The sequence below is a fragment of the Sorangium sp. So ce1504 genome (assembly GCF_051521635.1).
GTDB lineage: Bacteria > Myxococcota_A > Polyangia > Polyangiales > Polyangiaceae > Sorangium > Sorangium cellulosum_B.
The window spans coordinates 4,668,026-4,694,611 of record NZ_CP150365.1 but is presented as its reverse complement, the minus strand read 5'-3'; the positions used below and the strand labels follow the sequence as shown (position 1 = coordinate 4,694,611).

18 protein-coding genes and 1 tRNA gene are annotated in these 26,586 nt (G+C 72.6%); 7 read left to right on the top strand and 12 right to left on the bottom strand.

Annotated features, from left to right (window positions below):
* Window positions 1-436 precede the first annotated feature (436 nt).
* The 3 genes from WMF39_RS17655 to WMF39_RS17645 all read right to left on the bottom strand — a co-directional run bounded on the left by WMF39_RS17655 (window position 437) and on the right by WMF39_RS17645 (window position 8,049).
* The gene (locus tag WMF39_RS17655) at window positions 437-3,208 is read right to left on the bottom strand and encodes a hypothetical protein (protein ID WP_437746652.1); all 2,772 of its coding nucleotides are present in this window, start codon (window positions 3,206-3,208) and stop codon (window positions 437-439) included.
* Window positions 3,205-7,167, bottom strand: a complete 3,963-nt coding sequence (locus WMF39_RS17650) for an RHS repeat-associated core domain-containing protein (RefSeq protein WP_437746651.1) — start codon at window positions 7,165-7,167, stop codon at window positions 3,205-3,207. The genes WMF39_RS17655 and WMF39_RS17650 overlap by 4 nt, the downstream gene beginning before the upstream one ends.
* Window positions 7,168-7,976: 809 nt before the next feature.
* Window positions 7,977-8,049: transfer RNA gene (locus WMF39_RS17645), tRNA-Lys, on the bottom strand.
* A 236-nt stretch (window positions 8,050-8,285) separates the two neighbouring features.
* Here WMF39_RS17645 and WMF39_RS17640 point away from each other — a divergent pair.
* Both WMF39_RS17640 and WMF39_RS17635 read left to right on the top strand, forming a co-directional pair.
* Window positions 8,286-9,041 carry a S1 RNA-binding domain-containing protein gene (locus tag WMF39_RS17640; protein WP_437746650.1) on the top strand — a complete coding sequence of 252 codons (756 nt, stop codon included), beginning with the start codon at window positions 8,286-8,288 and terminating at the stop codon, window positions 9,039-9,041.
* Window positions 9,042-9,632: 591 nt separating this feature from the next.
* Window positions 9,633-11,231 (top strand): L,D-transpeptidase, encoded by a 1,599-nt coding sequence (locus WMF39_RS17635; RefSeq protein ID WP_437746649.1) that lies wholly within the window; start codon window positions 9,633-9,635, stop codon window positions 11,229-11,231.
* Window positions 11,232-11,410: 179 nt separating this feature from the next.
* On the opposite strand, the gene WMF39_RS17630 is transcribed toward WMF39_RS17635, so the two are convergent.
* Window positions 11,411-11,857 (bottom strand): acyltransferase, encoded by a 447-nt coding sequence (locus WMF39_RS17630; RefSeq protein WP_437746648.1) that lies wholly within the window; start codon window positions 11,855-11,857, stop codon window positions 11,411-11,413.
* Window positions 11,858-12,322: 465 nt separating this feature from the next.
* Between WMF39_RS17630 and WMF39_RS17625 the strand changes: the two genes are divergently transcribed.
* Window positions 12,323-13,075 (top strand): hypothetical protein, encoded by a 753-nt coding sequence (locus tag WMF39_RS17625; RefSeq protein WP_437746647.1) that lies wholly within the window; start codon window positions 12,323-12,325, stop codon window positions 13,073-13,075.
* 106 nt (window positions 13,076-13,181) lie between these two features.
* Here the strand turns inward: WMF39_RS17625 and WMF39_RS17620 are convergent, their stop codons facing one another.
* Both WMF39_RS17620 and WMF39_RS17615 read right to left on the bottom strand, forming a co-directional pair.
* Entirely contained in the window at window positions 13,182-13,574 is a 393-nt protein-coding gene (locus WMF39_RS17620; protein WP_231864879.1) for a response regulator, read from the bottom strand.
* A 208-nt stretch (window positions 13,575-13,782) separates the two neighbouring features.
* Complete coding sequence (locus tag WMF39_RS17615; RefSeq protein WP_437746646.1) at window positions 13,783-14,217, bottom strand: DUF309 domain-containing protein; 435 nt, start codon at window positions 14,215-14,217, stop codon at window positions 13,783-13,785.
* An 82-nt stretch (window positions 14,218-14,299) separates the two neighbouring features.
* Here WMF39_RS17615 and WMF39_RS17610 point away from each other — a divergent pair, with 82 nt between their 5' ends.
* A complete protein-coding gene (locus WMF39_RS17610; protein WP_437718119.1) occupies window positions 14,300-14,470 on the top strand; it encodes a hypothetical protein in 171 nt (56 codons plus the stop codon).
* A gap of 29 nt (window positions 14,471-14,499) precedes the next feature.
* Here WMF39_RS17610 and hflX read toward each other — a convergent pair whose 3' ends face one another.
* From hflX to glgA, 6 genes are all read right to left on the bottom strand, one after another.
* Window positions 14,500-15,930, bottom strand: a complete 1,431-nt coding sequence (hflX, locus tag WMF39_RS17605) for a GTPase HflX (protein WP_437746645.1) — start codon at window positions 15,928-15,930, stop codon at window positions 14,500-14,502.
* A 242-nt stretch (window positions 15,931-16,172) separates the two neighbouring features.
* Window positions 16,173-18,095 (bottom strand): GAF domain-containing protein, encoded by a 1,923-nt coding sequence (locus WMF39_RS17600; RefSeq protein ID WP_437746644.1) that lies wholly within the window; start codon window positions 18,093-18,095, stop codon window positions 16,173-16,175.
* Window positions 18,096-18,327: 232 nt separating this feature from the next.
* The gene (locus WMF39_RS17595; protein WP_437746643.1) at window positions 18,328-19,740 is read right to left on the bottom strand and encodes a WD40/YVTN/BNR-like repeat-containing protein; all 1,413 of its coding nucleotides are present in this window, start codon (window positions 19,738-19,740) and stop codon (window positions 18,328-18,330) included.
* A 35-nt stretch (window positions 19,741-19,775) separates the two neighbouring features.
* A complete protein-coding gene (locus WMF39_RS17590; RefSeq protein WP_437746642.1) occupies window positions 19,776-20,237 on the bottom strand; it encodes a FixH family protein in 462 nt (153 codons plus the stop codon).
* Complete coding sequence (locus WMF39_RS17585; protein ID WP_437746641.1) at window positions 20,230-21,234, bottom strand: hypothetical protein; 1,005 nt, start codon at window positions 21,232-21,234, stop codon at window positions 20,230-20,232. Before WMF39_RS17585 ends, WMF39_RS17590 begins: the two co-directional genes overlap by 8 nt.
* Window positions 21,235-21,418: 184 nt before the next feature.
* The gene (glgA, locus tag WMF39_RS17580) at window positions 21,419-22,873 is read right to left on the bottom strand and encodes a glycogen synthase GlgA (RefSeq protein WP_437746640.1); all 1,455 of its coding nucleotides are present in this window, start codon (window positions 22,871-22,873) and stop codon (window positions 21,419-21,421) included.
* Window positions 22,874-23,093: 220 nt separating this feature from the next.
* On the opposite strand from glgA, the gene WMF39_RS17575 reads away from it, so the two are divergent.
* From WMF39_RS17575 to WMF39_RS17565, 3 genes are all read left to right on the top strand, one after another.
* Entirely contained in the window at window positions 23,094-24,287 is a 1,194-nt protein-coding gene (locus tag WMF39_RS17575) for a vWA domain-containing protein (protein ID WP_437746639.1), read from the top strand.
* Between the two features lie 87 nt (window positions 24,288-24,374).
* A complete protein-coding gene (locus WMF39_RS17570) occupies window positions 24,375-25,427 on the top strand; it encodes an RluA family pseudouridine synthase (RefSeq protein ID WP_437746638.1) in 1,053 nt (350 codons plus the stop codon).
* 203 nt (window positions 25,428-25,630) lie between these two features.
* Window positions 25,631-26,569 (top strand): hypothetical protein, encoded by a 939-nt coding sequence (locus WMF39_RS17565; RefSeq protein ID WP_437746637.1) that lies wholly within the window; start codon window positions 25,631-25,633, stop codon window positions 26,567-26,569.
* Window positions 26,570-26,586: the final 17 nt, after the last annotated feature.

The following is a 26,586-nucleotide window of genomic DNA, read 5'->3' as shown; positions in this document are numbered from 1 at the left end:
CACCAAAAATCGTCCGCATAGAGCGAGCGCGACGTAAAAATAGGATGGCTACAACGAGAAAATTAGTCGACTTCTCGCAATGCTTTGTGAGCCGCAGGCGGGGTGGGCAGCTCACCCGGGTTTGGGCAGTTGACCCGTGTTGCCGAGGAGCACCTCGGGAAGGCCGGCCCGGCGACGCGTAGATTGCGGCGCTGGATGCGTCGAAGCCTCGATTGTACAGAGCACGTCGCGCAGATCTTCCCATCGAATCGTGAGCCCCCTCGAGGCCACAGCCTCGTTGCGCCGCCTGTCATCCATGGCGGCCTGTTCGCTACGTACGCGGCGTCGGGACGCGTGCCCTCAAGGCCTGTCAGCGACTATGGCGCGGTGGCAGCTGCGAATACGCCGCGGAGATCAGGCCTGAAGGGCTCGGCGCGCGACATCTCCACGCGGACGCTCAGGGCAGCCACCGGCAAACGTCGACGATCTCCCGGGCCACCGCGACGACGCCCTGCGGTCCAGCGACGCGGGCGAACAACGGCGCCAGGTGCCCGAGGTCGTCCTTCGTCCAGTCGTCGAGGAGATCGGGCCGCGGCTTCCAGCCGAGCTCGTTCAGGAGTCTCTGGCAGACGCGGCGCGCGTGCGGCTCGGTCATCGAGGCGGCCAGCGGGATTAGCGCGAAGAGCGCCTCGTCCTCGTCGCTCGGCTGCTCCAGAGCGCGCTCGACCAGATCGCGCGCAATCGCCGGCGCGTCGTCCGACGAGGCCACGGCGATCGCGACCAGGGCTGGCCAGTTGGCGCCGATCCCGCGTGACAGGTCGAGGACCGCATCGGCCCCGAGAGCCCGGGTCCACGCAGCGGCGTTCCGCTCGAAGAGCAGGCGCGCGCCGTCGCTCGCCCGCAGATCGCCCGACAGCTGGGCCCAGGCTGCCTCGCGGACCGCGGCGGGCAGGTGCGCGAGCAGCGCGGATCGCGCCTCGATCCGGTCCGACGGCTGAGGCAGCGTGTCCACCAGCGCGAGCGCATCCTCCACGCGCCCCAGATCGCAGAGGCGCGCGGCGACGGCCTTCACCACCGGGAGGTGGAGGCCGGCCGCAGCCGCGCACGCCTGGACCAGCGCGGACGCGGCGCCGGCAGGTGCGTGCGGCGCGAGCGCGCAGATGCTCCAGCACGCGTCCGGCGGAAGCGCGTCGCCCGCGAGCAGCGACAGCGCGAGCCCCAGCGCCTCCGACGCGCCCGCTTCCCGCTCCTCCGCGGGCAGCCCTGAAGCGAGGCGAGCGAGGACCATGTGCCGCTCCGAGGGGGGCAGCGCCTCGGACCATGCCCAGAGCCCGCGCACCGCCGCGGGAGACCATCGCGCGGCGGCCTCCGAGAGCCGCGGCAGCTCGTCGCTCCTCGCGTCGGCCGGGACCTCGGCGAACGCCTCGCGACCGAGGTCGAGCGCCTCGGCCTCGGGCAGCAGCGCCGCCAGGGACACGCGCGCGCTCCGGCTCTCCTCGGTCCGCTCGCGACCAAGCCGCGCCGCCGCCTCGCGCGCCGTCATCAGGCGCGCCTGCCCGTCGAGCGCCCACGCCACGGCGGCGAGCGCGCCCCCGCCGGCGTGCTCCTCGCTGGCGGCCTCGAGCGCCCAGCCGAGCACGACGGCGCGCTCGGCGTCGGGCAGCTCGTTCGCCAGCCGGATCAGGGCATTGGCGCGCTCCGCGGCGTCGGCGATCGGCCGTCCAGCCTCGAGGATGTCCTCGCCCACACGCGGCATCTCGATGTGGGGTCCGGCGGAGCCCTCGCCTCCCTGGGCCCCTTCCTCTTCCTCCTCGTCGTCCTGCGCCGCCAGCGCGGCCAACGCGCGCCGCGACTCCTCGAAGCCAAGGATCGTCCGCACCGAGCTCGTGACGAGCAAGCAGCGGACCCGCGCGGCCAGCGCCGCCACGACATCGCCTCCAGCCGCGGCATCGACCAGAAGGCTCGCCGCGCACGCCGCCGTCGCGTCCACGTCGGCGATGAACCCGGACGAGCCATCCGGGCGCGTCCTCCACACGTCGAGCCACGCCCTCGAGACCAGCTCGATCCGCTCTGCGAGGCTCGCGCCGACCCGCTCCAGGTGAGCGCGCCAGTTCCGGCATACGTAGTCAGAGACCGTGCCCGAGGCGAACGCACGCTTCCCGTGGTCGGCGAACCGGCGATCGACCGCCGCGCGCTCGTGCGGCGCGAGCCGCGCTTCGATGGCCTCCGCCCAGGCCGGGTGACGGAGCGCGAGGCCCGGCTCTCCGGCGTCGACGAGCGGTCCGCTCAGCTCGTTCCAGGCGCCACCGCGCACCGTCGATATCGCGAGGAGCTCCTCCGTCTCGATCGGCCCGAGCGCGCCTGCAAGCCATGGCAATACGGGGCGGATCGCGCCGCCGGCGCAGAGATCGAGGACCCCCGGAGCTCCGGCGGGAGCGCTCGCGAGCGCCGACGCCACAGCCGCGGGATCCTGCGCGAAGGCCTCGACGAGCGCCTCCACGAGGAGCGGCTCCCCGCCGCTCACCCGTGCGACCTCGTCCTTCACGCTGGCCGGCAGCTGGCCGAGCCTCCGCCCGATCGCCTCCGCGACCTCGTCGACCGCGATCGGCGGCAGCGAGACCACCTCCGTCCCCTCCCGGAGCCCTCCGAGCGCCTCGATCGAGCGCGCCGACAGCACGGCGCGCACGCCGGGGCCGAGGTCTCGCAGGAATCGCTGCGCTGCATCGAGGGTCCAGGAGGCGCCCTCGTCGAACCCGTCGAGAATGACGACGAGCGGCCTGCTTCCGGGCGGGCGGCCCTCCTCGATCATGGTCGCGAGGACGCGCCGCATCTCCTCGACCCCGTGCGGCCGTTTGCCGGTGCGCCACCGCGACCTGAGGAACAGAGCCACGCGCGCATAGAGGAGGTTCAGCGCCGTAGGCTCCAGCGCCGTACCGAACCGGCGGCTCACGGGGACGAACGCGATCTCGTACCGGCCCGCGCGGGCCAGCTCCAGCGCCCACGCGCCCAGCAGCATCGACTTGCCGCGCCCGCTCGGCCCGAGCAGCGCCGCGCGCGCACCGCCACGCTCCAGCCACCCTTCGAGGCCCGCCACGGCCCCAGCGCGGGCCTTCCCGCCGAGGGGGGCGCAGCGGCAGCGCTCGACCTCGCGCCAGAAGGCGAGGACGCCGCGCTCCGCCGCCGCCGGGCCAGCGGCCGGCGCATCCGGTGCTCGCGAAGGAGGGATCATGTGCCTGCGAAGGGCGGTGTGCTCGAGGGAGCGGTCCTGAACGGCATGGAGCGTCCCTTGTGCCAGACATTGCCGTTCCACGCCTTGCCGTCCGAGCCGATGACACCGTTCTTCTTGCCAGTGCCCCCGTTGTTCGCCGGGTGAAGGCCGAGCTCACGCATGACCTGCGCGCAGAACTTGCACGGATCCATGAGCAGACCGTCCTTGTCCGTCTTGGTCGTCATCTTGCCCTCCTTCACCTGTTTCTGCATCTCCTTCCTGATCTCGGTGTCTTCGGCCGCGGGGTCTTTCAATGTCTTACCGTTCTTCTGGCGGTCCTGCCGTATGTCTTTCGCCAGGTTGTTCAGCGCCTCGATCTCGGCACACTGTCCGGCGCTCGATGGCTTCGGCCCCGCCACCTGGCCCTCATCGAACTTCTTGTGGGCATTGTCGACCGCGGTCTGGAGCGCGGGGTCGAGCGGCCCCCCGAACGCGCTCGATCCGCGGTGCCTCTTGCCGCCGGCGGTCTCGATCTCGCTCGAGGCCTTGGCCATGAGCCCGTCCGGATCGATGAGCCGCGTCGGCTGGTTTTCCGCGTACGCGAATCCATTGAGACCGCCGAGGATCCCGATTGGATCCGCGCTGATATAGCGACCCGCCTCGGGATCGTAATAGCGGTTACGGTTGTAGCAGAGGCCGATCTCATCGTCCCAGTACTGCCCACGAAAGCGGATCGGCGTCGACACCGGCGCCAACGCGTCGCGCGCGGGCTCGACCTTTCCCCAGGCGCTCCGCCGCAGCTCGCACGCGACGGCGCCGTCGGGGCCGACGAGCCGCTCCGGCGTACCGATCTCGTCGTTCAGGTAATGATACCATTCGCCCTCCCCGGCGCGCTGCGCCCACGGCGCGCCGCCCTCGAAGACGTACGTGCGCGCATCCACGGTTGGCACGGCGTGGGCAGCCGCGTCGCCCGTGACCTGCCGGATCTCGTGCACGAGCTCGGCGCCATCCCAGACGAACCTCGTCGCGCTCTCCGGCCGCAGCTCGCCGGTCGAGAGCCGCCGGGAGACCCGCTTGGCGACGCGCCGGGCGTCCGGATCGTACGAGAACTCCACGACCGTGCCGTCGGCGCGCTCGACCGACTGCAAGAGCCCACGCGCGTCCCACGCGTATTGGGTGACCTCGAGCGCTCCGGCGGGGGTCCTGGCCCGCGTCTCCTTGAGGCGCGCGTCGTCGTCCCAGAGGAGCTCGGTGTCTCCCTTCCTGAGCAAACGATTTCCAGGACCGTACGAGCGATCCTTCTTGCCAGCGGCGACGTCGAACACGTTCCCGCAGGCGTCGTAGCGAAAGAGCTCGGCGCGCTCGTGCTCCGGGACGTTCGCCAGGATCTGGCTCGCAGGGTCGTACTCGAAGCGGCGCGTGCCGTACGCCTGGTCCCACGCCTCGACGAGCTCCGACGCAGGCGAGTATCGGTACGCCTGGTGCACCGTCACCGACGCCGGGGCCGGGCCCACCCATTCCGGTTCGCTCGGCCCGACGTGCACGCGGCTCGACGGCGAGCAGACGCGCCGTTCGACGAGGCGATCCATCAGGTCCCACGCGCTCTCGATCCGGCCGCCTCGCGGGAGCGCGCGGCAGACCTCACGCCCCGCGGCGTCGTAAGCGATCCGGACCTCGTCTCTTCCGTCGAGGATCACCCTCTCCGCGAGCCCGCCGACGTTGCGAATCCACCTGGCGGAGTGGCCGAACGACGTGGTGCGTTCGACGACATCACCCATGAGATCGAAGGTGCGCCGGACGGTCGCGGCCTCGCCTCCCACGATCTGGGTCTCGGACACGACCCAGCCGACGGCGTTGCGCTCATACGTGAACGAACCGGCGGGGCTCTCGGCGGCGATCACGTCGCCGCGGTCGTCGTACGTGAACCTCTCGACGCTGCCGTCATCGAAGGTGCGCGCCACGAGCTGCCCGGCGAGGTCGTACGTGTACTCCGTCCTCTCGCCCGCGGCGTTCTGGAAGGAGATGACCCGGCCATTGTAATCGTACTTGGTTCGAGACACGCGCCCGTCGAACCCACGCTCGCTGGTCACCATCCCCGCGGCGTCGAGCTCGATCCTGTGGCGCTCCCCGAGCGCGTTCTGGATCTCGACGAGGCGCCCCTCACGGTTGTACCGGAACCGTGTGATCTCTCCGTTCGGCTTGTGCACCTCGCAGAGCTTGTGGAAGCCGCCTCGCACGAACCGGGTCACCTGCTGGTTTGGCTGGAGGACCGCGGTGCAGTCCCCCATACCGTCGTATTCATAGCGAGTCGTCCCGCCGTCGGGCCGGTAGACGCCGGTGAGGTTGCCGCGATTGTCATAGGTGTACGACAGCACCGCGCCGCTCGTATCCCGGATCGAGCGGCACCGACCCCAGTAGTCATAGGCGAGCTGCGTCTTGCCCCCGAGCGCGTCGGTCTTCTCGACCATGTTCCCGAGATCGTCATAGAGGTACGTCGTGCGGCCGCCGTTCGGCGCCACCGTCTCGATAAGCCGCCCGCGCGCGTCCTGGCGTACCTGGAACACCGCCCCGAGGGGGTCGGTCCAGATGAGCCCGTCGGGCGTCCGCGCGATCTCGGTGACGCCGCCCGCCGGATCGATCGCTCGGCGGATATGCCCGTCCGGATCGCGCTCGATTTTCGTCATTCGACCGAGCGGATCGGTGATGGACAGCTCACGGCCGAGGCGATCCCGCTGCCAGACGGTCATGGCGCCGACCGGATCGACGAACGTCCGGAGGTGCCCGTGCTCGTCGTACGTCCGGCTGAACACGGCCCCGGCGCTCACGGCCTTGTCGAGCTTGCCGAAGCGGTTCCCGAAGTAGCGATGAACCGTGATGGAGTCCGCGACTTCGACGTATCCGTCCTCTCCGAACTCCAGCTTGCAGTGATAGATACCTCTGGCGACGGTCCTCCCATCGGCCAGGTGCGTCGGCACGTCGTCCGCCAGGCTGCGGTCACGCCCATCGCCGTAAGCGCCCCACGTCTCGACGCAGCGGCGCCGATCGTCGTAGCGGAATGAGAACGTGAGCCCGGTAGGGCTCGTATGGGAGGTGAGGAGGTGTTCCTGGTACGTATAGCGCGTCGTGTATCCGTCCGCGTCGGTCGCGGACGTGAGATCCCCGGCCGCGTCGTAGCTGTACTGCGCGAGAGGCACCCAGACACCGCGCTCCCGCGCGTTCTTGATCTCGAAGGCGCCGATGCGCCCGTCGGGCGCCCGCCGGACCCGGACGATCCGGCCGACGCTGTCGGTGATCTCGGCGAGCACGCCCTCGCGGTACGAGAGCCTGATCTCGTTGTTGAATCGGTCCTTGATCGCGGTGAGCCGGAACCGCTTCCCGGCCGCTTCGGCGAACACGTACCAGCGGCCATCGCCGGTATCGAGGACGAAGCCGCGCTCCTCCCGGGCGAGGACCCATCCGTGGGGGCCCGCCGCGCCGGCGCCCACGGGGATCGCGTCGAGATCGACCGGCCCATCGTCGGTCCAGACGCGGAGGATGCGCTGCCGCACCTCGATCTCCCACGCCAGCGAGTGGCTCCACCCGAACCCCAGCCCGACGTCGCGCTCGAACGCCGCGGTGGTGTAGGACCGCACGATCGAGAGCGGCAGCGGCCCCGGAAGCTCGAGATCGACGGCGGGAATCGTGAACACCCGGCCCGTCACCACGTCGACCGGGTCGCCCTTCGCAGCCATTCCCGATTTCTTGCCGCCATGGTGGTTCGGGCAGCCGGCGCCGTCGCCGCCTGCGCTGCCACACCCGGACTTCCCGCCGCCGCTGGCGTCCTTGCCGCCGTTGGATCCATTGCCGCCCTGTTTACCGCCAGAGCCGTTTCCTCCAGCGCCACCGCCCCCGCCGCCGGCCCCGCCCCCTCCCATGATGAAGACGCCCGGGTTCATTCCAGGGATGGCGGGGATGTTCGGTACAGGCGCAGTGCGGGCCATGGTCTTCTCCCGGGTCTCGTGCGGTCTTGCTGCCGTGCGATCCAGACGAACGTACACCTGCTGGCCCCCGGATGCACCCACACGCTCGCAGCCCGGGGCAATGCGCATCGACGAGGAGGATACCCATGAAGCTCAAGACGACGAGCGGGGCCGGCGGCCATTTCCTGTCGACTCGATAGCGTCTCGCCGCGATGGGAACGAGGACGCCGCCATCACCTGCCGAGACGGGTACCACGACCTGTTCGCGACCAACTTCGGAGCTCGGCCAGGTCGACGAGACATCACGTGCGGTTGGTGCGTCGATGATCAGAGCAGCCCTACCGCACAGCAGCACGGGGACGACGCGGCCGAGCAGCAGCCCACCGGAGGCCGCGAACTCGCATCCTTGTTCGCGTACCACCTCGTCAGCGAGCGCGACCCCGAGAGCGAGAAGGCGAACGCACCGACGGCGACTTCGTGGAGGACGTCCCGACGTAGCGCGCACCGCGGATCGTCGCGCTCGAGCGTGCGGCTCGGCTCGCCTCGCCTCGCCTCGCCTCGGGCGTCGGCTCACGCCGGCCGCTCGCGCGCGAGGAGCGGGCCCCACGTATCAGCTCGCTGATCGCCGGCTGGGGCCGTCGCAGGACGCTCGGAGGAAGTCCGCGAGCACCTCGGCCACACGTCGATCGCCTCGACGCACCGCTACGCGCACCTGAGCGAGACGGCCATCAAGGGCGCCGTCCACCGGACGCCCGGGTGGGCAGCGCAGCTGCCCACCTCCGCCTCGATTCCACCTGAGGTTTCGCGTCTAACCTCTCGGAATCATTCAGTGGGTCGACAGGGACTCGAACCCTGGACCTACGGATTAAAAGTCCGCAGCTCTACCGACTGAGCTATCGACCCGATTCAGCGGCCGCGGAAGCTAGCAGAAGCCCCCGCCAGGTTCCACCTTTCCGTTCCCGCCGCCTCCCCGCTCTCCGCCCTCCCCGTCCTCTCCCCAGTCCCGTCCCCCTCCCCCGTCTCCCCCTCCTTCCGCTTCCGCCCCCTCCCTCTCCCTCCCCCCTCCTCCCGCCTCTCCCCTCGCTTCCCGCTCACCGCCGCCTTCCTCGCGCCCTCGCCTCGCGCTATGAGGTCGCGCCATGTCGTCGTCACGCCCTTCCGCCGCCTCCAAGGAATCGTTCGCTTCGCTCTTCGAGCAGTCCGAAGGAGCTGGCAAGCAGCGTCGCCGCCAGTACCACACGGGTGAGACCGTCGAGGTGACCGTGGTCGCGATCGCTCGCGAGGCGGTCTTCGCGGATCTTGGCGGCAAGCAGGAGGGCATGTTCGAGCGCCCGGCGCTCACCGATGGTGACGGCAACCTCCGGGTCGCGGTCGGCTCGCGCATCTCGGCCGTGGTATCCGGCGTCGACGCTGGCACCGGCCAGGTGCGCCTCACGCCGGTCGTCGTGCGCGCGAAAGACGACGGCGACGGCGGAACGTCGCTCGCGGTCTCCGCGCCTGCCGCGGGCGGCGCGCCGCTGCTCGTCGAGGGAGCGCGGGTCAAGGGCAAGGTGACGGGCATCGAGCGTTACGGCGTCTTCGTCCAGATCGCGGGCACGTCGGGCCGCTCGGGCCGCGGCCTCGTCCCGACGGCCGAGACGGCGACGCCTCGCTCCGCCGACCTGAAGAAGCACTTCACGGTGGGGCAGGACGTCGAGGCGAAGATCCTCAACGTGGACGAGTCCGGCAAGATCCGCCTCTCGATCTCCGCGCTCCGCGTCGACGAGGAGCGCGGCCAGTTCGAGTCGTACGCCAAGGGCGAGCGCTCCGGCGGCGGCAACGACAAGGGCGCCAAGCCTGCGCCTCGCAACTTCGGCACGCTGGGTGACCTGCTCGCGAAGAAGGTCAAGCGCTAGCGCTTCTTACCCCTCGTCCCGTCTCCAGCTCTCCCTCCCGTCCCCCTCTCCCTCCTCTCCTTCCCCGTCCTCACGCCGCCGGCAGGAGATTGCATCTCCCCCTCGGTTCAGCATACACCTCGCCCGCTCAGCCCCTTGCGGCTCCAGCTTCGGCTTCTCGTCGCCCGCCGGCTCGCTGGCCCCGCGCGCCTTCGCACCTCGGGCCTGGGTGTCCCTGCCTCCGCCTTCGCGTTGATGCCTTCCCTCGCTCGAGCCTCCGCCCCCGCGTCACTGCCCGCACCGCAGCGCTCTCCGCGCGCTCGCGCTCGCCCCCGCATCGGATCACGCGCCACGGCGCCCTCCCGCTCGCTCTCCGGCGCCCTGCTCCGCGCTCGCGCTCTCGCCGTCGCCTTCGCCGGCGCCTCCCCGCTCGTCCTTACGGCCGCGGCCTGCTCTCCGTCCCAGGATCCGCCCGGCAGGGCCACCGACGATCACCGCTCCGGCGCCGCTCACGCGCCCGCCCCGCTCGCCACCGGTGCCGCCCTCGCGGCCCCGGGTCTCCCCTCGCCCGAAGCGCTGGCCCCCTCTCCTGGATCCGCCGCGCCGGACGCCGTGTCCCCTGCGTCGCTCGCGTCGCCGGCTGCCGCATCACCCTCCTCGAAGGAAGCCACGCTCCCGGGCCGGGGCGCGAAGATCGCCAGCATCGCGATGCGCACCTGGATCTACGTCGCTCCCGACGAGCGCTCGACGAAGCTGGGTTACCTGCGCGCCGGCGCGGTCGTCGATCGGGCCGAGCTCCCTGCGGGCACCGGCGGATGTGCTGGCGGCTGGTACCGGATCGCGCCGCGCGGTTACGTCTGCGTCGGCAAGGGCGCGTCGCTCGCGCTCGAGCACCAGGTGGTCGCCGCCGCCGTGCGCGGCCCGCGCCGTGGTGCGCCGGTGCCTTACTACTACGTCATGTCGGGCTCGCCCCCGCCGCACCTCTACTTCCGGCTCCCGACCGTCGAGGATCAGCGCCGCGTCGAGGGGTCCACGCTCGGCGTCCACCTCGCCCGTGCCGCTGTCGCGCCCTCGTCGTTGCCGCTCGATCCCGTGCCGGAGTTCCTCCTCGCCGGCCGGGATCTCCCCAAGCCGTACGGCGCCGAGGAGAAGCTCCACTACTCGGTGCATACGGGCCGCACCAAGGAGAGCTCCGCCTTCGGCCTGATCACGACCTTCGAGTGGGCCAACCGCCGCTTCGGCCTCACGACCGAGCTCGACCTCATCCCGCTCGATCGCACCCGCCCCGCGCGCCTCAGCGCGATGCGCGGCGTGATCATCAAGGATCTCGACGCCGAGGGCGCCGAGGTCCCCGCGAGCGCCTCCGACACGGCATCCCCGGCCGCCGCGGCGTCGTCGGCATCCCCAACGTCCTCGGCCGCCCCGACGCCCGCCGCCGCTCCACCGGCCGACACCGCGAGCTTCTCCATCGCCGAGCTGCCTGCCGACGAGCTGTCTCCCCCGCCGCCCGGCACCGATCCCCGCCCCGATCCCGCCTTGAAGGGCGCCCCTGCCTTCGTCCGCGTCCACGGCACCACGCGGCAGCGCCCCTCCGCGTCGGGCCGCGCGCTCGTCGACGCGGGCCTCGCGCCGCACCGCTCGGGCTGGGTGCTCACCGGCCGCACGCGTGGCGGCGCCAAGGCGCTGCTCGAGACCACCGAGGGCTCATGGCTCGCCGCCGACCACCTCGTCATCGCCGAGCTGCGCAAGGACCCTCAGGGGTTCGCGCGCGACGGCAAGAAGTGGATCGACATTTCGATCCGCCGCCAGATGCTCGTCGCTTACGAGGGCACGCGCCCCGTGTTCGCGGCGCTCATCTCCAGCGGTCGCAGCGGCATGGCCGATCCCGAGGAGACCGACGCCACCGTCCGTGGCTCGTTCTACATCCACGCGAAGCACGTCTCGACCACGATGGACGGCGATGACGAGGCGTCCGAGGCGGCGTTCGACCTGCGTGACGTGCCGTACACCCAGTACTTCCACGGGGGTTACGCGCTGCATGGCGCGTACTGGCACGACGAGTTCGGCAAGGCGCGCAGCCACGGCTGCATCAACCTGGCCCCTGCCGACGCGGCCTGGCTCTTCGAGTGGACCGAGCCCGCCGTCCCGCCCGAGTGGCACGGAGCGATGAACATCGAGGGCGGCGGTACGCTCGTCTATGTGCACGGCTGACGGCTCCGTGCACGGCTGACGGCTCCGTGCACGGTTGACGGCTCCGCGCACGGCAGATGGCTCCGGCTGCCCCGGCCCCCTCACGACAGCCGGACGACCGGCCCAGCTCGCCAGGTGCATCTGGCAAGCTGGGCGGGGGGCCGCTCACCCGACCGCTGCTGGCCCTCCCGTCCGTCCCGTTACTGGCAGGACGCCGGCATCTGCGCGCCGACCAGGAGGCCGCGCAGGGTCGAGAGCGCTTGCCGCCCCTGCGGCGAGTTCGCCAGGCCGTCGCACGCCGAGGCGGCCGCGAGATAGCCGCCCTGCTGCTCGGGCGGGGCCGACTTTGCGTTCTGGCGCAGCGCCGCGCAGCACTTGCGGATCCCGCTGGAATCGCCCGTGCCGACCACCTTCTTTCCAGCGTCCGCGTCCGCCGTGTCGGCGTCCGCCGCATCCGCCCCGGCGTCCTCTTCGGGCACGATCTGCGTCGTGGGGGTCGGCGTCGGGGCCGGCGTCGGCACGACGGGCGCCGAGGGCACCGGCGGAACATCGTCCTCTTCCTTCTTGGGGCACCCGCTGGTGACCAGAGCCACTGCAAGGGGGAACATCAGCGCCCCCAGAACCGTGAAGAGCCGTGTAGGTTTCATCTCACCTCAAGTATCCGATTCGCGTTTGCGTGGGAACTTCTGTTCGACGAGGAACGCCCCGATCGCAACCAACTTCCCCGAGCGCTCGCGGTCATGAGGCCCGCCGGCTGCACGCCCTCGGCGATCCGAGCGGCCAGAGTATGGGCGTCACGAGCCCGCTCGCAAGATCGCGAACGCCGCCGACGGGCGCGCTTCAGGTGCTCCCCGACCTCGGTAGCAGGCGCGTGCGTCGCGGCGAACACGGCGAGCGCGACGGACGCGAGGCACGCGGCGAACGCCGGCGCGCGCGCGGGGCGGAATCGCTCGCAGCGCTCGGTGACCGCCGCCGATCAGCGTGGGCCTTGGCGCGCGGCGGGCCCAAGCACGCGCGCGTGTGCATGTCCAAATCTCGAAAGGACACGCCGACCGGCCGGCGCAGGCGCGCGACTCCAGCGCTCGACCGATACGGCTGAAGCGGGAGCAACCATGAAGTACACGCAGCACGAGGAGTGGACGAACGAACCGCGAGCCGCCGCCACCAGCCCCGGAGAAGACACATCGGTATCGTTCTCGGTGGACGCGCCCTCGCTGGACGCGCCCTCGCTGGATACGCCGGCGATCACGGAGGATGCCGCCGTCACGACCCCGCCCGCGGCGCGCGCCGCGAGCGAGGAGTGTGACGCGTCCTCGGGGCAGATCGATCTCACCGCGCTGAAGGCCGGCAAGGAGGGCACCCGCCCCCAGGTCCTCGACCTCTTGCCGATCTTCCCGTTCGGCGAGCCGCCCGCGTCCGCACCCGTTCCTGAGGCGCCGGCGCTCGACGTGCCGGCGCGCGCGTGGCGCGCCCGCTCGATCGCCGTCCTGCTCGCAGGCGCCGCCGCGATCGCGGCCCTCACGGCGGGCATCTCTGCCCCGGATGCCGCCGCCACCGGCCCTCGCGCGGCGGCCGGCCTCGCCACCGCGGCCCGCGCGGTCGAGGCGCGGCTCCCGCACATCGAGGCGCCCGCCCAGCGCGCGCCGGTAGCGCCTCCTGCCGAGCGCGACAGCTCTGGCGACGCGCCCGACGGCGTCGCCGCCTCGCAGCGCGCGCCGGAGAACCGCGTACGGGCCACGGGCGCAGCCGCGCCGACGCGCGCCAGGCCGGGCCCTGCGGCGCCGAACACGACCGACCGCCGCGCTCCCACCGACCCGTGCCGCGGCGACCTCCTCTGCGCGATGCGCCGCGCCACGGGCGGCTGATCCGCCGCCGAGCCCATCGGCAGATCCGCCGCGGCCTCGGTCGGGCTCATGCCGAGGATGCACCCGCTCAGACAGCGCGCCGGGCCCGCGCCCGGCCCGGACCTGCTCAGGCCGAGGCCGGGCTCGGGCCGGACGGGCACCCCGCGTGCGCCGCGATCGAATCGAGCAAGCGGTTCAGATCGAACGGCTTTGCGACCGACGCGCACGCGCCCACCTCGCGGGCCCAGGTGCCGGCGTCCACCGCGGCCGTCATCACGAGGATGGGCGCGCGCGGACCAGGACACGACGCGTACGCGCGGGCGAACCCCCAACCGTCCATCACCGGCATGCGCATGTCGAGCAGGATGAGATTCGGCCGGTTGCGCTCCAGCAGCGCGAGCGCGGCCTCGCCGTCGCTCGCCGAGAGGACGTCATAGCCCTCCTCCTCCAGCGTGATCTCGAGCATTTCCCGGATCTCCTGGTCGTCGTCCACGATCAGGATCTGCTTGCGCCGTGTCACGCGGCTCCTTTCGGTTTGCAGCTTGGCCCGAGGCTCGGCGCTCGCCGTCCCCTCCACTCCGGTTCCACAGTACCCGTCTGCCACGATATCCCCCCACACGGGCGCTTCCCATGCGCGAACACCACTCAGGCAAACGATGTCACGCCCGCGTCCCATGTCGCACGCGACGAGCGCAATATCGACTGCGGAGCCCGTTCGGGTCAGACGCTCACGGCCGCGAACGCGCCCCGGACGGCGAGGGCGGCGCGACATCGCCCGCGATCTCCATCCTGGGCAGAAGCGAGGCGTCGATCTCGGTTCTCTCTCCGCTCGCGAGCTGCTCGATCACGGCTGCTGCGCGGGTAATGTCGTCGACGAGCAGCGGGATCGCCAGCCCGCCCATGCCATCCGGCGTGCCCGCGAGCCGAACGCGCGCCTTGTCGAGCAGGCGCAACGCCCCCGGTGGGCTCTGCATCCTCGTGAGCTTGTGAAGGGCCGCGGCGACGAGGATGAGCCCCTGGAGAAACGTCTTCCTCACGGGATCCGGCTCGTCTCGCCACCCGGACTCCCACAGCTCGTGCGCCTCGAAGAACCGCCCCGCGCGGTAGGCTTCCAGCCCGCGTTGGACGATCGCTTCGAGCGCTGCGTCGGTGGAGGAGCTCATGGCGCGGAGCGACAGCGGACAGCGGAGCGTACCACGCGCCCCGGACGCCCGCGCTCCGGTGCTCCGGTGCTACGCTCGGCGCGTGCAGCGGTGGATCCTCGTCGCGGTGATTGCTGGGCTCCACCTCCTGGCGTTCGCGATCGGCATCCTCCTGCGCCGCCGCAGGCGACGGCGGCGCCTGCAGGCCGACGAGGCGCGCGCCATCGCCGCGCACGCTGACGCGGCGCGCGCCCGAGCCGCCCGCCCGCGCTGACCCCGCTCGCCCGCGCCGGCCACCGCCCCTCAGCGCGCGAGCAGGCTGCGCAGCCGATCGAGCGCCGCCGCGTGCGCCCGCACCGAGAGCCGGCCGCCGACGTCGTCGTACTCCTCCGAGAGCACGCGCGCGTTCTCGTAGATCTCCCCGATGAGGCCCTGCTTCGCGTACGGCAAGAGCAGCTCGGCCTCCACCATCGACTGCTCGAAGAACGCGATGATCGCCTCCCGCAGCGCCGCCACGTCGTCCGGGATCTTCGCCGACAGCTGCGTCGCCTCGGGGAACTCGAGGCGCAGCGCCTCCCGCTCCTCCTCGGAGAGCCGGTCCACCTTGTTCAGCAGGAGCCGGCTCGGCACCTCGCTGGCGCCGATCTCGGAGAGCACGCCGCGCGTCACCGCGAGCTGATCGCGGAACGTCGGATCCGATGCGTCGGCCACGTACAGCAGGAGCGACGCCTCGAGCGCCTCGTCCAGCGTCGAGCGGAAGCTCGCCACGAGATCGTGCGGCAGCTTCTTGATGAAGCCGACCGTGTCCGAGACGAGGATCCGCGGGCGCACCTCCGGGTGGAGCGCGCGCACCGTCGTGTCGAGCGTCGCGAAGAGCTTGTCGGCGACGAGCACCTCGCTGCCCGTCAGCGCCCGCATCAGCGACGACTTCCCCGCGTTCGTGTAGCCGACCAGCGCGACGCGGCGCTGCCCTTGCCGGAGCGCGCGGCGCGTCGACTGCTCGCGCTGGACCGCGGCGAGCTCGTCCTTCAGCTCCGCGATGCGATCGCGGATCTTGCGCCGATCGAGCTCGAGCGCGCTCTCGCCGGCGCCCTTGCCGCCGATCCCGCCGCGCTGCCGGTCCCCGCCGCCGCCCGTCTCCCGGAGCCGCGGCGCGACGTAGTTGAGCCGCGCGATCTCGACCTCGAGCTTCGCCTCCCGGCTCCGCGCGTGGCGGTGGAAGATCTCGATGATCACGCCCGCCCGGTCGAGCACCTGCGCGCCCGTCGCCCGCTCCAGGTTGCGCGCCTGGCTCGGCGAGATGTCGTGGTCGACCGCCACGACCGTCGCCAGGCGCGCCGCCTGCCCGGCGCCGCCCGCGCGCGGCTCCGTGCCGCCGTCGTCGCCCGCGTCGTCGCCGTCGTCTCCGCCGAGCTCGACGTCGTCCTCGTCGCCCTCGCCGCTCTCTGCGGCCCGGCGCGCGCGCGCCTTGTTCTTCCGCTCCGGCGCGCTCGAGGGCACGACGCCGCTGCCGCCCGTGAGCTCGGCGAGCTCCCTGAGCTTGCCCTCCCCGAGCACCGCGGCCGCCGCGAGCGCGCCGCGCCGCTGCGACACGGTCGCGATCACATCGAAGCCGAGCGTGTGCACGAGGCGGCCGAGCTCGGCCAGATCGGCGGCGTGCTCTACATCGTCGACGCCGGGGAGCTGCACCCCGACGAGCACAGCGAGGGGACGTTCTTGGTTGGTGGTGGTCATACGGTCGTGTGCGAGGGCGGGAGCTTCGCCTCATCCACCCCCGCGACGCAAGCCGCCGCGCGCTCGCCCGCGCCTCGCTGCGTCGCCTCGGACGAACCCGCGGGGCTCGCTCCGGTGAACCGCCGAGCTCGCCCCGACGCGGACCACGAGGGCGGGCAGGGACAGCCCGACGCCGGCGGCGGGCGTCGCCTTCCGAGCACGCCCGAGGCACGCGCGCCACATCCCGAGGCGCACGAGCGGCGTCACCTCGCTCGCGCCGCCTCGCCGTGCAGCCGCGCGCTCTCGATGGCCAGCGACGCGAAGCGCCCGAGCTCCGCGGCCACGCCCGTGTCGTCTTGCCGGAGCTCGCGCTCCACGGTCCAGAGGCTCAGCAGGCCGAGCTTGCGGCCGCGCGCCGCGAGCGGCACGAGGATCGCCGAGCGGGCGCCGAGCTCTCGCAGCGCCGAGAGGTGCTCCGGCCCGCGGGCGATCCGCTGCAGCCACGGATCGGTGACCAGCGGGATCAGCGTGGCCGCCCTGCGGGCCGTCGCCTCGGCCAGCGAGGCGGCGTCGCCGAGCAGCAGCGGCGGGTGCTTGAGGAGCCTCGGCAGGAGCGCCCGCGCCTCGGGCAGGCGCGCGGACGCGACGAGCCGCGGGGCGCCTCCGCCGTCGTCGAGATCGAGCGCGCAGAGGTCCGCGAAGCGCTCGCCGCCGAGGCGCACCACCTGCTCGATCGTCCCGTCGTGGTCGATCGACTCCGCCATCAGCGCGCTCGCGTCGATCAGGATCTGCCGCGCGCGCTCGGCCTTCCTGAGCTCGGTCACGTCCTCGACCGTCATCACGGCCGCGGTGATGCGCCCGTCGGCGTCACGCACGGGGGCCACGCTGAAGCTCCCGAGGCGGCGCTCTCCGTCCGCGCGGACGAACTCCATCTCGTCGCGGGAGACCGTCTCGCCGCCGTGCAGCGCACGGTGGAGCAGCCAGCGCGCGCGCTGGTCGTCGTCGGTCTCGCTGAGCAGCGTCCGCAGCGGCGCGTTGCTCGGGGTCTCCTCGGGGCCGCGGACGATCTCCGCGAACCGCCGGTTGTTGAGCGCGACGGCGCCCGACGTCCCCTCCGCGACGACCACGCCGACCGGGAGCCGCTGGATCGTCGCCTCGAACCGGCCGCGCTCCGCGGCGAGCTGCTCGCGCAGCTGGGCCTGGGTCGCGAGCGCGGCCGCGCGCTCGGCCGCCTTCTTGAAGAGCAGCCGGTCCCCCTCGGAGAACTCCGCCACGCGGCGGGAGCTCACGACCGTGACGCCGACGAGGCGGCCCTCCGAGAGCATCGGCACGCCGTAGAGCGCGTGGAGCGCGTCGCTCGGGCGCTCGCTCTGCGCCCCCGACTCCGGCCCCGCCGCGCCGCCCCCGGCGTCGGTGGCCAGCGGATCCGGCGCCGCCGAGCGCAGCGCCACCGGGCGCCGCTCGCGGACCACGCGCCCGACGAAGCCCTCCGCCAGCCTGTAGGCGCGCAGGCCCCACAGCGCCTCATCGACGCCGATGCCGGCGCGGATCCGCAGCACCTCGCCCTCGAGCAGCAGCATCACCGCCCAGTCGACCGACCGCGCCGACTCGACGAGCACCTCGACCAGCCGCCGCAGCAGCCGATCGATGTGGACGTTGCCCATGCCCTCGGCCGAGACGCGATCGAGCGCGCCGAGCGCGCGCTCGCGGAGCGCGGCGCTCCGCGTCGCCGGATCGATGATCACCTGATCGAGCACCTCGTGCAGGATCGTCATCTCGACCCACGACGGCTGCGTGCCTGTCCGCTCGAGCATCCGGAGCACGCAGCGGCGCAGCACCGAGTACTGGGCGGCCACGTCCTCCAGCTCGAACCCGTCGCGGAGCTTGTCGAGCACGCGGAAGCCGAGCAGCGGCTCGGGGAACTCGACCGACACCGACTCGACGCCGCTCCACGCGTCCTGCTCCTGGTCGCCCGGCGGCGCAGCCGCGGCGGACACTGCCGCCTCGAGGCGCTCGGCGAGGCGCGCGAAGATGGAGGGCAGCTCCTCGCGCAGCGCGATGTAGCCGGGGGACTGCTCGCCCGGCGCTCGGCGACGCTCGGCGCGCTCCCACGCCTCCAGGATCTCCGCGCTGTGGGCGCGCAGGAAGACGGCGAGCGGCGATCTGGGAAGGTCTCTAGGGGCCATTCACGCGCTGGCCGGAGCCGCGGCACCCTCAGTCTACGCCAGCCCACGAGGACGTAGATCCAGAAACGAACCGGCGGCGGCTTGCCCGTCCGGCGCCCCAGCGGACGCCGCCGGGTCGCTCCGCCCTCTCCGTCCGTACCCTTCTGCCTGCGCCATGCGAGCGCCCTTCCATAAGCGGTTATGTTGCGCTCGCCTGCACGCCTGAGCCATCGCGCTCGCCTGCGTCGCCGCGCTAGCGTGCGCGCCTGCGCCGCCGCGCGCTCGCGAGGCCCGCCGCGAGCGCGAACCAGATCGCGCCGCTGGCGGGCGGCGCGGCGCCCTCGCCCCGCCCCGCGCCTGCCGCGCCGATCTTGCACCCGCACCCGTCCGGCGCCTCCGCTGGCGGCGGCTCGGATCCCCCGCCGCCGCTGCCGGTCGCTGCGGCGCCGTCGCACTGCTGCGAGCCGATGGTGAGCGCCGTCGCGCCCCACAGCGGAGCGCAGGTCGAGGTCGCGCCGCTCTCCGGCGCGCACTCGATCGGCCCGCAGAGCCCGTCGAGGTGCAGCAGCGCGGAGAAGCTCTCGCCGTCGTCGACCGATCGGCCCACCGTGAAGCCGTCGGCGAACTCGTCGCCGCAGGCGAAGAGCGCCGCGGCGGTCCAGGTCAAGCACCGCGCGCCGACGTCCGAGATCTTCTCGAACTCGAGCGACGCGGCCTGCGCGCGCCAGATTCCGTCCTGGGGCCCGCCCACGATCACGGTCGCGCCGTCCGGCGAGAGCGCGAAACCGAGGAGATCGCCGGCGCTCTCGAAGGCGGTGGTGAAGCTGCGCCCTCCGTCCTTCGAGACGAGCAGCGCGTCGGTCGGATCGCCGTCGAGCCGCACGTAGACGATGTCGGGGTCGACGGGATCGATCGCGCCCAGGAACGGCAGGCGCATGTCGTCGCTCCCCGGGATGTCGAGCCGCTCCCAGGTCGCGCCGCGATCGTCGGTGCGCTGGAGGGCCCCGGCGTAGTCGGGCGCGCCGTAGCGGCCGCTCACGTAGACGCGCGCGCGGTCCGAGGGGGCAGCGTCGACCGTGTGGGCGAGGAAGTCCTCGGGCAGATCGACGCCGGCCTTCGTCCAGCTGTCCGCGTTGTCGCTCGTCTCCCAGAGCTGGGTCAGGAACTGACCCGCCCCGAGCCCCGCGCTGACGACGAGCACGGCACGGGAGGGGTCCTCGCGATCGGCCGAGAGGTCGATGACATAGCGGTTCATCAGATCGCCCTGGGCGAACGACCAGTCGCAGCCGCCGTTCTTCGACGCGCTGAGGCCGTCGAAGACCCCGGCGATGATCGTCCCGTCGGCGAGGAAGGCGAGCATCGGATCCTCGTTCCCGCCGAAGCCGACGACCGGCTCGCAGATCCAGCGCCAGCGCTCGCCGCCGTCGTGCGTGGCGAGCAGGCCGTAGGTCGCGCGGACCATGAGGCGCGACGGGTCGCTCGGGTGCGACGCGATCAAGCCTGCGGCCGGGAAGCGGCCGTTGGCCGAGGCCGGCGCGGAGAGCGCCGCGACCGAGAGCAGCGCCGCGACCGAGAGCAGCGGCGCCGCGCAGGACGAGAGGGGGCCACGCCGCCGCGCGCCTGGTCCGCTGCGGGAGTGACGCGTCGGCGCTGGGAGGGCTCGCACGGAGCGTTCTGTAGGGGCTCGCACGAGGGGTGAGCCTAGTGGACGTCGAACTCGAATGCCGCCTCGTCGATGAGGGACGACGTCAGGGCCCGGCATTGCACGTCCCAGAGGCCCCCCATCCCGAAGGGCACGTCGGCGACCTCGTACAGGCCGGGCTCGATCTCCGTGCCATCGTGCGCGGACCCGTGCCCCATGCCCGTCATGCTGGCGTAGACGCGGAGCTTGATCCGCTGCGCCGGGCTCCGCGAGTCGGTCCAGGTGAGCCGCACGTGGAAGGTGTTGAAGCCTCGCTTGATCGGCTCGGTCGACTCCACCGCGAACTCGATGCGCCCGTTCACGCCGACGTCCAGCCGGTGGCCGGCGTCCGGCTCCACGTCCCGGGATCCGCAGCCCGCCGGCGAGAGGACGGCGAGCGCCGCGATGAGGGCGGCGCGGGCGCGCGCCCAGCGGCGCCTGGGAGGTGGCTTCGGCGAAGGCTGTTCACGAGGTTCAATCACGTCTTCCCCACACGTAGCGGAGGCCTGCGGACAGGGCGGCGAACGCGCCCTCGTTGCGGCCGATCCCGGAGATCGGCACGTCCACCTGGAGGTTGCCGACGGCGGTCCAGCGCGCGCCGATGTCGTGGGCCAGCACGGCGAGCAGCGCCGTCCGCACGCGCGCCTTTCCCATGGGATTGCGGGGGCCCGGGCCAGGCTCATCCTCGCGCGGCTCGCCCTCGCGCTCGTGGAGCGCGCCCACGGTGAGCGAGGCGCCGGAGGGCCACGCGGGCCCCGCCGCGGCGAGGATCTGCACGCGGGGCGCGGACCGCGCCGCGTCGCCGTCGGGGAGACGGTAGCTGGTGCGGACGCTGGCCGAGGCGGAGAGCAGCGCGTGGAACGAGCCCCACGACTTCTCGAAGATGATCCCCGGCCGGATCTCGGCCACCCCGAGGCCGGTCGTGTCGGCGCCCGTCATGTCGACGCCCATCGCGCGCGCGCCGGTCGCGCCGGTCGCGCCGCTCACGCCGGCGTCGAGCGGCGCCGTCCCGGTGCTCGGGCCGCGCCCGGTCGGGAGCGTCACGCCGAGCGTGAACGCGGCGGACGGGATCCACGGCGACGCCGCGCCATCGATGAGGTCGATCCTGGCTGCCGCGCCCAGGTCACCCGGCCCGCCGCCAGACGCCGTCACGCCGAGCCCCACCCCGCTCCAGGTGACCATCATCGGGACGGAGACGGCGAGCTGGAGGTGATCCCCGGCCCGCACCAGCCACCCGGCCTCGGCCCTCAGCTCGCGGTGGTAGACGCCCTCGCCGGACACGTCGAAGACTCCGTCCACCGCCCACGTCCCGAGCTGCTCGGTGAGCCGGACGGAGAAGCTCGCCGCGGCGCGCTCCGAGGGAGCGAGCCACTGGGCCATGCCGTGGCCCGCACCGCAGCAGGCCGACGCGCGCGCGGCCCTCGGGTGCACCGCGAGCGACAGCAGGAGCACCACACAGGCGACGGCTCTGGCCAGCACGGCCGCTCCTATAGGCGAGGCTCCTGCCCCGCGCCAATGCGACACGTTGTCGCGCGGAGGGCGCCTGATCTCGATCGGGCCGCGCCTTCACGCGGTGCCCCGAGCCGCCTCCGTTCCGCGCGCAGCGCCTCGCGACCGCGCGCGGCGCTCGGCGACGGCGCGGCGCTCGGCGACGGCGCGGCGCTCAGCTGGCGAGGGCCTGGCGGTAGACCTGGACGTAGCGGCGCGCGGGGCGGTCCCAGCCGAGGTCGAGGCGCATGATGCGGCGCTGGACCGCGGGCCAGCGCGGCGACGTGAGGGCCGCGAGGGCGCGCTGGACGCCGCCGAGCAGCGACGTGGCCGTCGGCTTGTCGAACAGGAACCCCGTGCCGGTCTCCAGGGCGGCGTCGATGTCGACGATCGTGTCGACGAGGCCTCCGGTCCTGCACGCCACCGGGGCAGCGCCGTAGCGTTGCGCGTACAGCTGCACGAGTCCGCACGGCTCGAAGCGCGACGGCACGACCACGAGGTCGGCCGCGGCCATGAGCCGGTGCACGACGGCCTCGCTCACCCCGCCGAGGAATTTCGCCCGCTCGGGCGCCTTGGCCGCGGCGGCGGAGAGCTTCTCCATGAGCTCGGCGTCGCCCTCGCCGGCCACGACGACGCTGACGTCGCCCTTCAGGATCTTCGGCATGGCGTTCGCGAGCAGGTCGCTTCCCTTCTGTGCGACCACCCTGCCGATGGACACGAGGAGCGGGCGATCCGGCCGGATCTCGAGCCCGAGCTCCTGGAGGAGCGCGCTCTTGCAGCGGCCCTTGTTGCTCACGTCCTCCGCGTCGTAGCGGGCGATGATGGCCGGATCGGTCATCGGGTTCCAGACGGCGTAGTCGATGCCGTTGACGATGCCGGACAGCTGGTTCGCCCGGGTGCGGAGCACGCCGTCGAGGCGCTCGCCTTGCTTCGGCGTGAGGATCTCGTTCGCGTAGGTGGTCGAGACGGTGGTGAGCGCGTCCGCGGCCAGGATGCCGCCCTTGAGGAAATTGAGCTGGCCGTAGAACTCGAGCCGCTCGGGCCGGAAGTGGTCGTCGTCGAGGCCGAGGTACGGGAGCGCGTCCTTCGGGAAGAGGCCCTGGTGCGCGGCGTTGTGGAGGGTCAGCACGGTCCGGCCAGGCGCGGAGTGCTGGTGGCGGAGCAGGTACGGCACCATGGCGGTGGGCCAGTCGTGGGCGTGGACGATATCGAACGGCGAGCCCGACCGGGCGCGCTGGCGGACGAGCTCCACGACGGCGCGGGAGAACAGGGAGAACCGGCGCGCGTTGTCCTCGTAGTCGCGCCCCTCCTCGCCGTAGATGCCAGGCCGATCGTGGAAGCCTGGTACGTCGAGGACGACGAGCTCCACGCCCGTGCTGAGCCGCCCGTCGAAGAGCGTCACCTGGATCGGCCCGCCCGGCGACACCTTCGCATCGATTTCGAGCGGCATCGGGGTGAGGCGGCGCGCCATCATCAGCCCGCTCGAGTCGAGCGCCTGGTAGCGCGGCAGCGCGATCGTCACCTTGTGCCCGAGCAGCCGGAGCGCCTTCGAGAGCGACGACACGACGTCGGCCAGGCCGCCGACCTTGACGATGGGCGCGATCTCGGACGCAGCGAAGAGGATGTCCATGCGGGCGCCGTGTGTAGCACGAACCGGGGCGCGTACAGCGCGGCTTCCGAACCCACAGCGGCGCTGAACGCTGGCCAGCGCTCGGGTGTCGCCGCAGGGGCAGCGCCACGCGCGCCGTTTTGGAGCAACTTTCCATCCGCGCCACATCCACTTCCAGGGCCCTACATCCAGGGCCCTGCATGGCGAAGACGCCCCATCCGGGCCTGTGTATTATTTCTCCATGAGCAGCATCCTTAAATTTCCCAGGCTTTCCTTGCTCCTCGCCCTCCTCGTCACCGGCGTCGCCGTGAGCTGTGGCGGCAAGAACGACGGCGACGGTTCGTCCCAGGGCTCCGGCGGCATCGGCGGCAGCGGTGGGAGCGGTGGCGCGGGCGGCAGCGGCGCCGGCTCCGGTTCGGGCTCCGGCTTCGGCGAAGGCGGCGCGGGGCTCGACTTCGCCGGCTCGCACAACTCGAGCGGCACGGACGGCGGCGGCGGCGGCGCATGCCAACAGCTCGACATCACGTTCGAGCCGCAGACGCCGACCGTGATGATCGTCGTCGATCGCTCGGGCAGCATGTACGGCAGCGGCTTCTGGGATCCGCTCAAGACTGCGGTGCTCAGCGTCGTCGACGGGCTGCAGGACAGGGTGCGCTTCGGCTTCGTGACGTTCACCGGGATCGAGAACATGCAGTGCCCGCTGCTCGCCAGGGCCGACGGCATCGCCCTCAACCACCACGCCGCCATTTCCGCCGCCTACAACGAGGCCTCCACGGTGCCGCCCGGCAAGCTCGAGACGCCCACCGCCATGACGTTCAACGAGACGGTCGTCCCGGAGCTCCTCGCGTTCCCGGAGCCTGGCCCCAAGTACATCCTGTTCGTCACCGACGGCGAGCCCGATCGCTGCGACGACGTGGCGGCCGTGTGCGCGCGCGACGACGTCGTCGGCGCGGTGCAGGACGCCTACGAGCAGGGCATCGGCACGTTCGTCTTCGGCCTCGGATCGGGCGCGCTCGCGCAGCACCTGCAGGACGTGGCGAACGCCGGCGCGGGCCAGCCCGTCCAGCGGCCCCAGAGCGGCACGAACGAGGATTGCTTCGCCGGCGCAGGCACCTACGCCAACGCCGGCGGCACCGCCACGTACTACACGCCGGACCCCACCGACGCGTCCGCCCTGGAGGACGAGCTCAACGCGGCCATCGCCGGCGTCAAGAGCTGCACGTTCGACCTCCAGGGCTCGATCGAGGTCGACCTCCGCAACGCGTCGCTCGGCCAGGTGCTCCTCGACGGCACGCCCGTGCCCTACGACGCGCAGAACGGCTGGACCATGGAGAGCGCCACCCGGCTCACCCTCGTCGGCGACGCCTGCGAGCGGCTCAAGGACGCGCAGGAGATCTCGTTCGACTTCCCCTGCGAGATCCTCGTCCCTCAGTGAACATGCGCCGGCGCGCGCCAGCGCGCGCCGCCCCTTTTCCGCGCCACAGGCCGGCGCTTTTGCTAAAGGCGAAGGCCAGCTCGACCCATGACCAGGATCAGCGCGCGAGAGCTCGCCGGCACGAGCGGCCCCTTCGGCCGCGGCACGCCGGTGGTGCGCCCCGCGGAGGTGCCGGAGGGTTCGGTCGTCACCGTGCTGCGCGTGCCGCCGGAGTCGGCCGGCATGCGGCTCGACCGGTTCGTACAGACCCAGCTCAAGCGGACGAGCCGCACGCGCGCCGCCGAGATCGTCGCCCGCGGCGCCTACTCGCCCGAGGCGCGGCGCCTGCGCGGCAGCGATCGCGTCCGGCCGGAGCAGTGCATCCTCCTCTGGCGCGAGCCATGGGACGAGCAGGCGCCCGACACCCCGATCCCGGTCCTTCACGAGGACGGCGCGCTGCTCGCCATCGACAAGCCGGCGGGCCTGCCGGTGCACCCCACGGCGCGGTACCACAAGAGCACCGTGATCAAGATGATGGAGGCCGCGCGCCCCGACGAGCGGCTGTTCCTGGCCCACCGGCTCGACCGGGAGACGAGCGGCGTGCTGCTGCTCTGCCGCACGCCCGAGGCCGACCGGACCGTGAAGGCGCAGTTCGAGGAGCGCACCGGCGTCGTCAAGCGCTACACCGCGATCGCCTGGGGCTGGCCCGAGCACGATACGTTCCGGGTCGAGCTGCCGCTCGAGCTCGACGACGCGAGCCGCTACAAGGTCAAGATGCGGGTCGCGCTGCCGGGCCGCGGCCTCGCGTCGGCCACCGCGTGCGAAGTGCTGGGCCGCCGCGCCGATCCCCTCACTGGCCGGCGCTACGCGCTCGTCCGCTGCACGCTCGAGACCGGCCGGCAGCACCAGATCCGGGTCCACCTCGCGGCGAGCGGCCTGCCGCTCGTCGGCGACAAGCTCTACGGCCCGGACGAGGGCATGTTCGCGCGCGGCGCCGACGGCGTGCTCACCGACGACGACCGCCGCGCGCTCGAGCTCGACCGTCACGCCCTCCACGCCGCGCGCCTGGAGCTCACGCACCCGATGACAGGCGAACGCGTGCGCATCGAGGCGCCGCTCTCGGACGATCTGCGCACCTTCTGGGACGCGCTCGACGCGTGATCCACGCGGAAGGCGGAGGATCCATCGCGGGTCACCCCTCCGCTCGTGTGTGTGCGGGGTGACGCTTGCGGGACGCGATGACACCGGTGGGCGAGGCGGCGCCTGCGGCGCGCCATGGACGCTGCAGACCGGAGCCCCGCGCGAGCGCGCTCGAGCGCCTGCGGATCTTGTGCCGAAGTGCCGACTTACGTACGATGGCCGAGATGACGCGTGCGCGAGACGACCTCGAGGCGCTGCGGGATCCAGCGCTCCGGTCCACACCGCTCGAGGCCGAGAGCACCGCCCAGAGCACGACATCGGGGCCGGTGCCTGGTCCGGGAGGGACGATGCAGGACGCGGCGGCGCCCTCTCCAGGAGAGCCTGCCGGCGCCGGAGAGCCGCAGCAGGCGGGCCCGGAGCAGATCGCAGCGGCCTCGTCGGCCGGCGCCGCGCCGCTGCAGGCCGACCCGCGGGCCCGGGGCGACGAGAGCCTGGATCGGGAGCGCTACGAGCGGTACGCGATGCCGGCGAGCGACCTGCCCGCGGCCAACGTGCAGGCCTTTCGCGGCGACGCGAGCGGGGTGCTCGCGATCGTCCGGCGCGCCGTGCAGTCCGTCACGCGCGATCCGGCGCGCCACCGGCGCCGGCTGCCGAAGTCCCGCTTCGACACGATCCGCAGCTTGCCGGAGCTCGCGATGGCGCTCGACTACGCGGTGACGCGCATGCAGCCCGAGAGCGCGCCGCCGCCCGAGGTCGTCGAGAAGCTCGATCTGCTCTACGGCGTGCTGCGCCCGACGATCGCCACCGCCGAGGTGTACTTCCCGCGCAGCATCGTCCCCGAGACCTTCGGCATCGTCCGGCGCGCGCTCGTCGCCGGCGATCCAGCGAGCGCGACGGCCACCATCACCAACCTCATCCTGGACCGGTGGAGCCACGTGCAGAGCCGGATCCCGATCACGAGGGAGGAGCTGACGCAGCTGAACAGCACCGCGAAGTGGCTGCTCAGCAACACGCGCCCGCCGGAGCGGCTCGACTCGAGGGACATCCGCGATCGGCTGTGGTCGCTCCTGCGCGAGCGCTACGAGCAGCTGCGGGCGATCGCTCAGGAGGTCTCGGGCGACGACTCGCGGGAGTACGCGCCCGAGCGGCTCGCGGCCGATTGATCCAGCGCGCGGGGCCG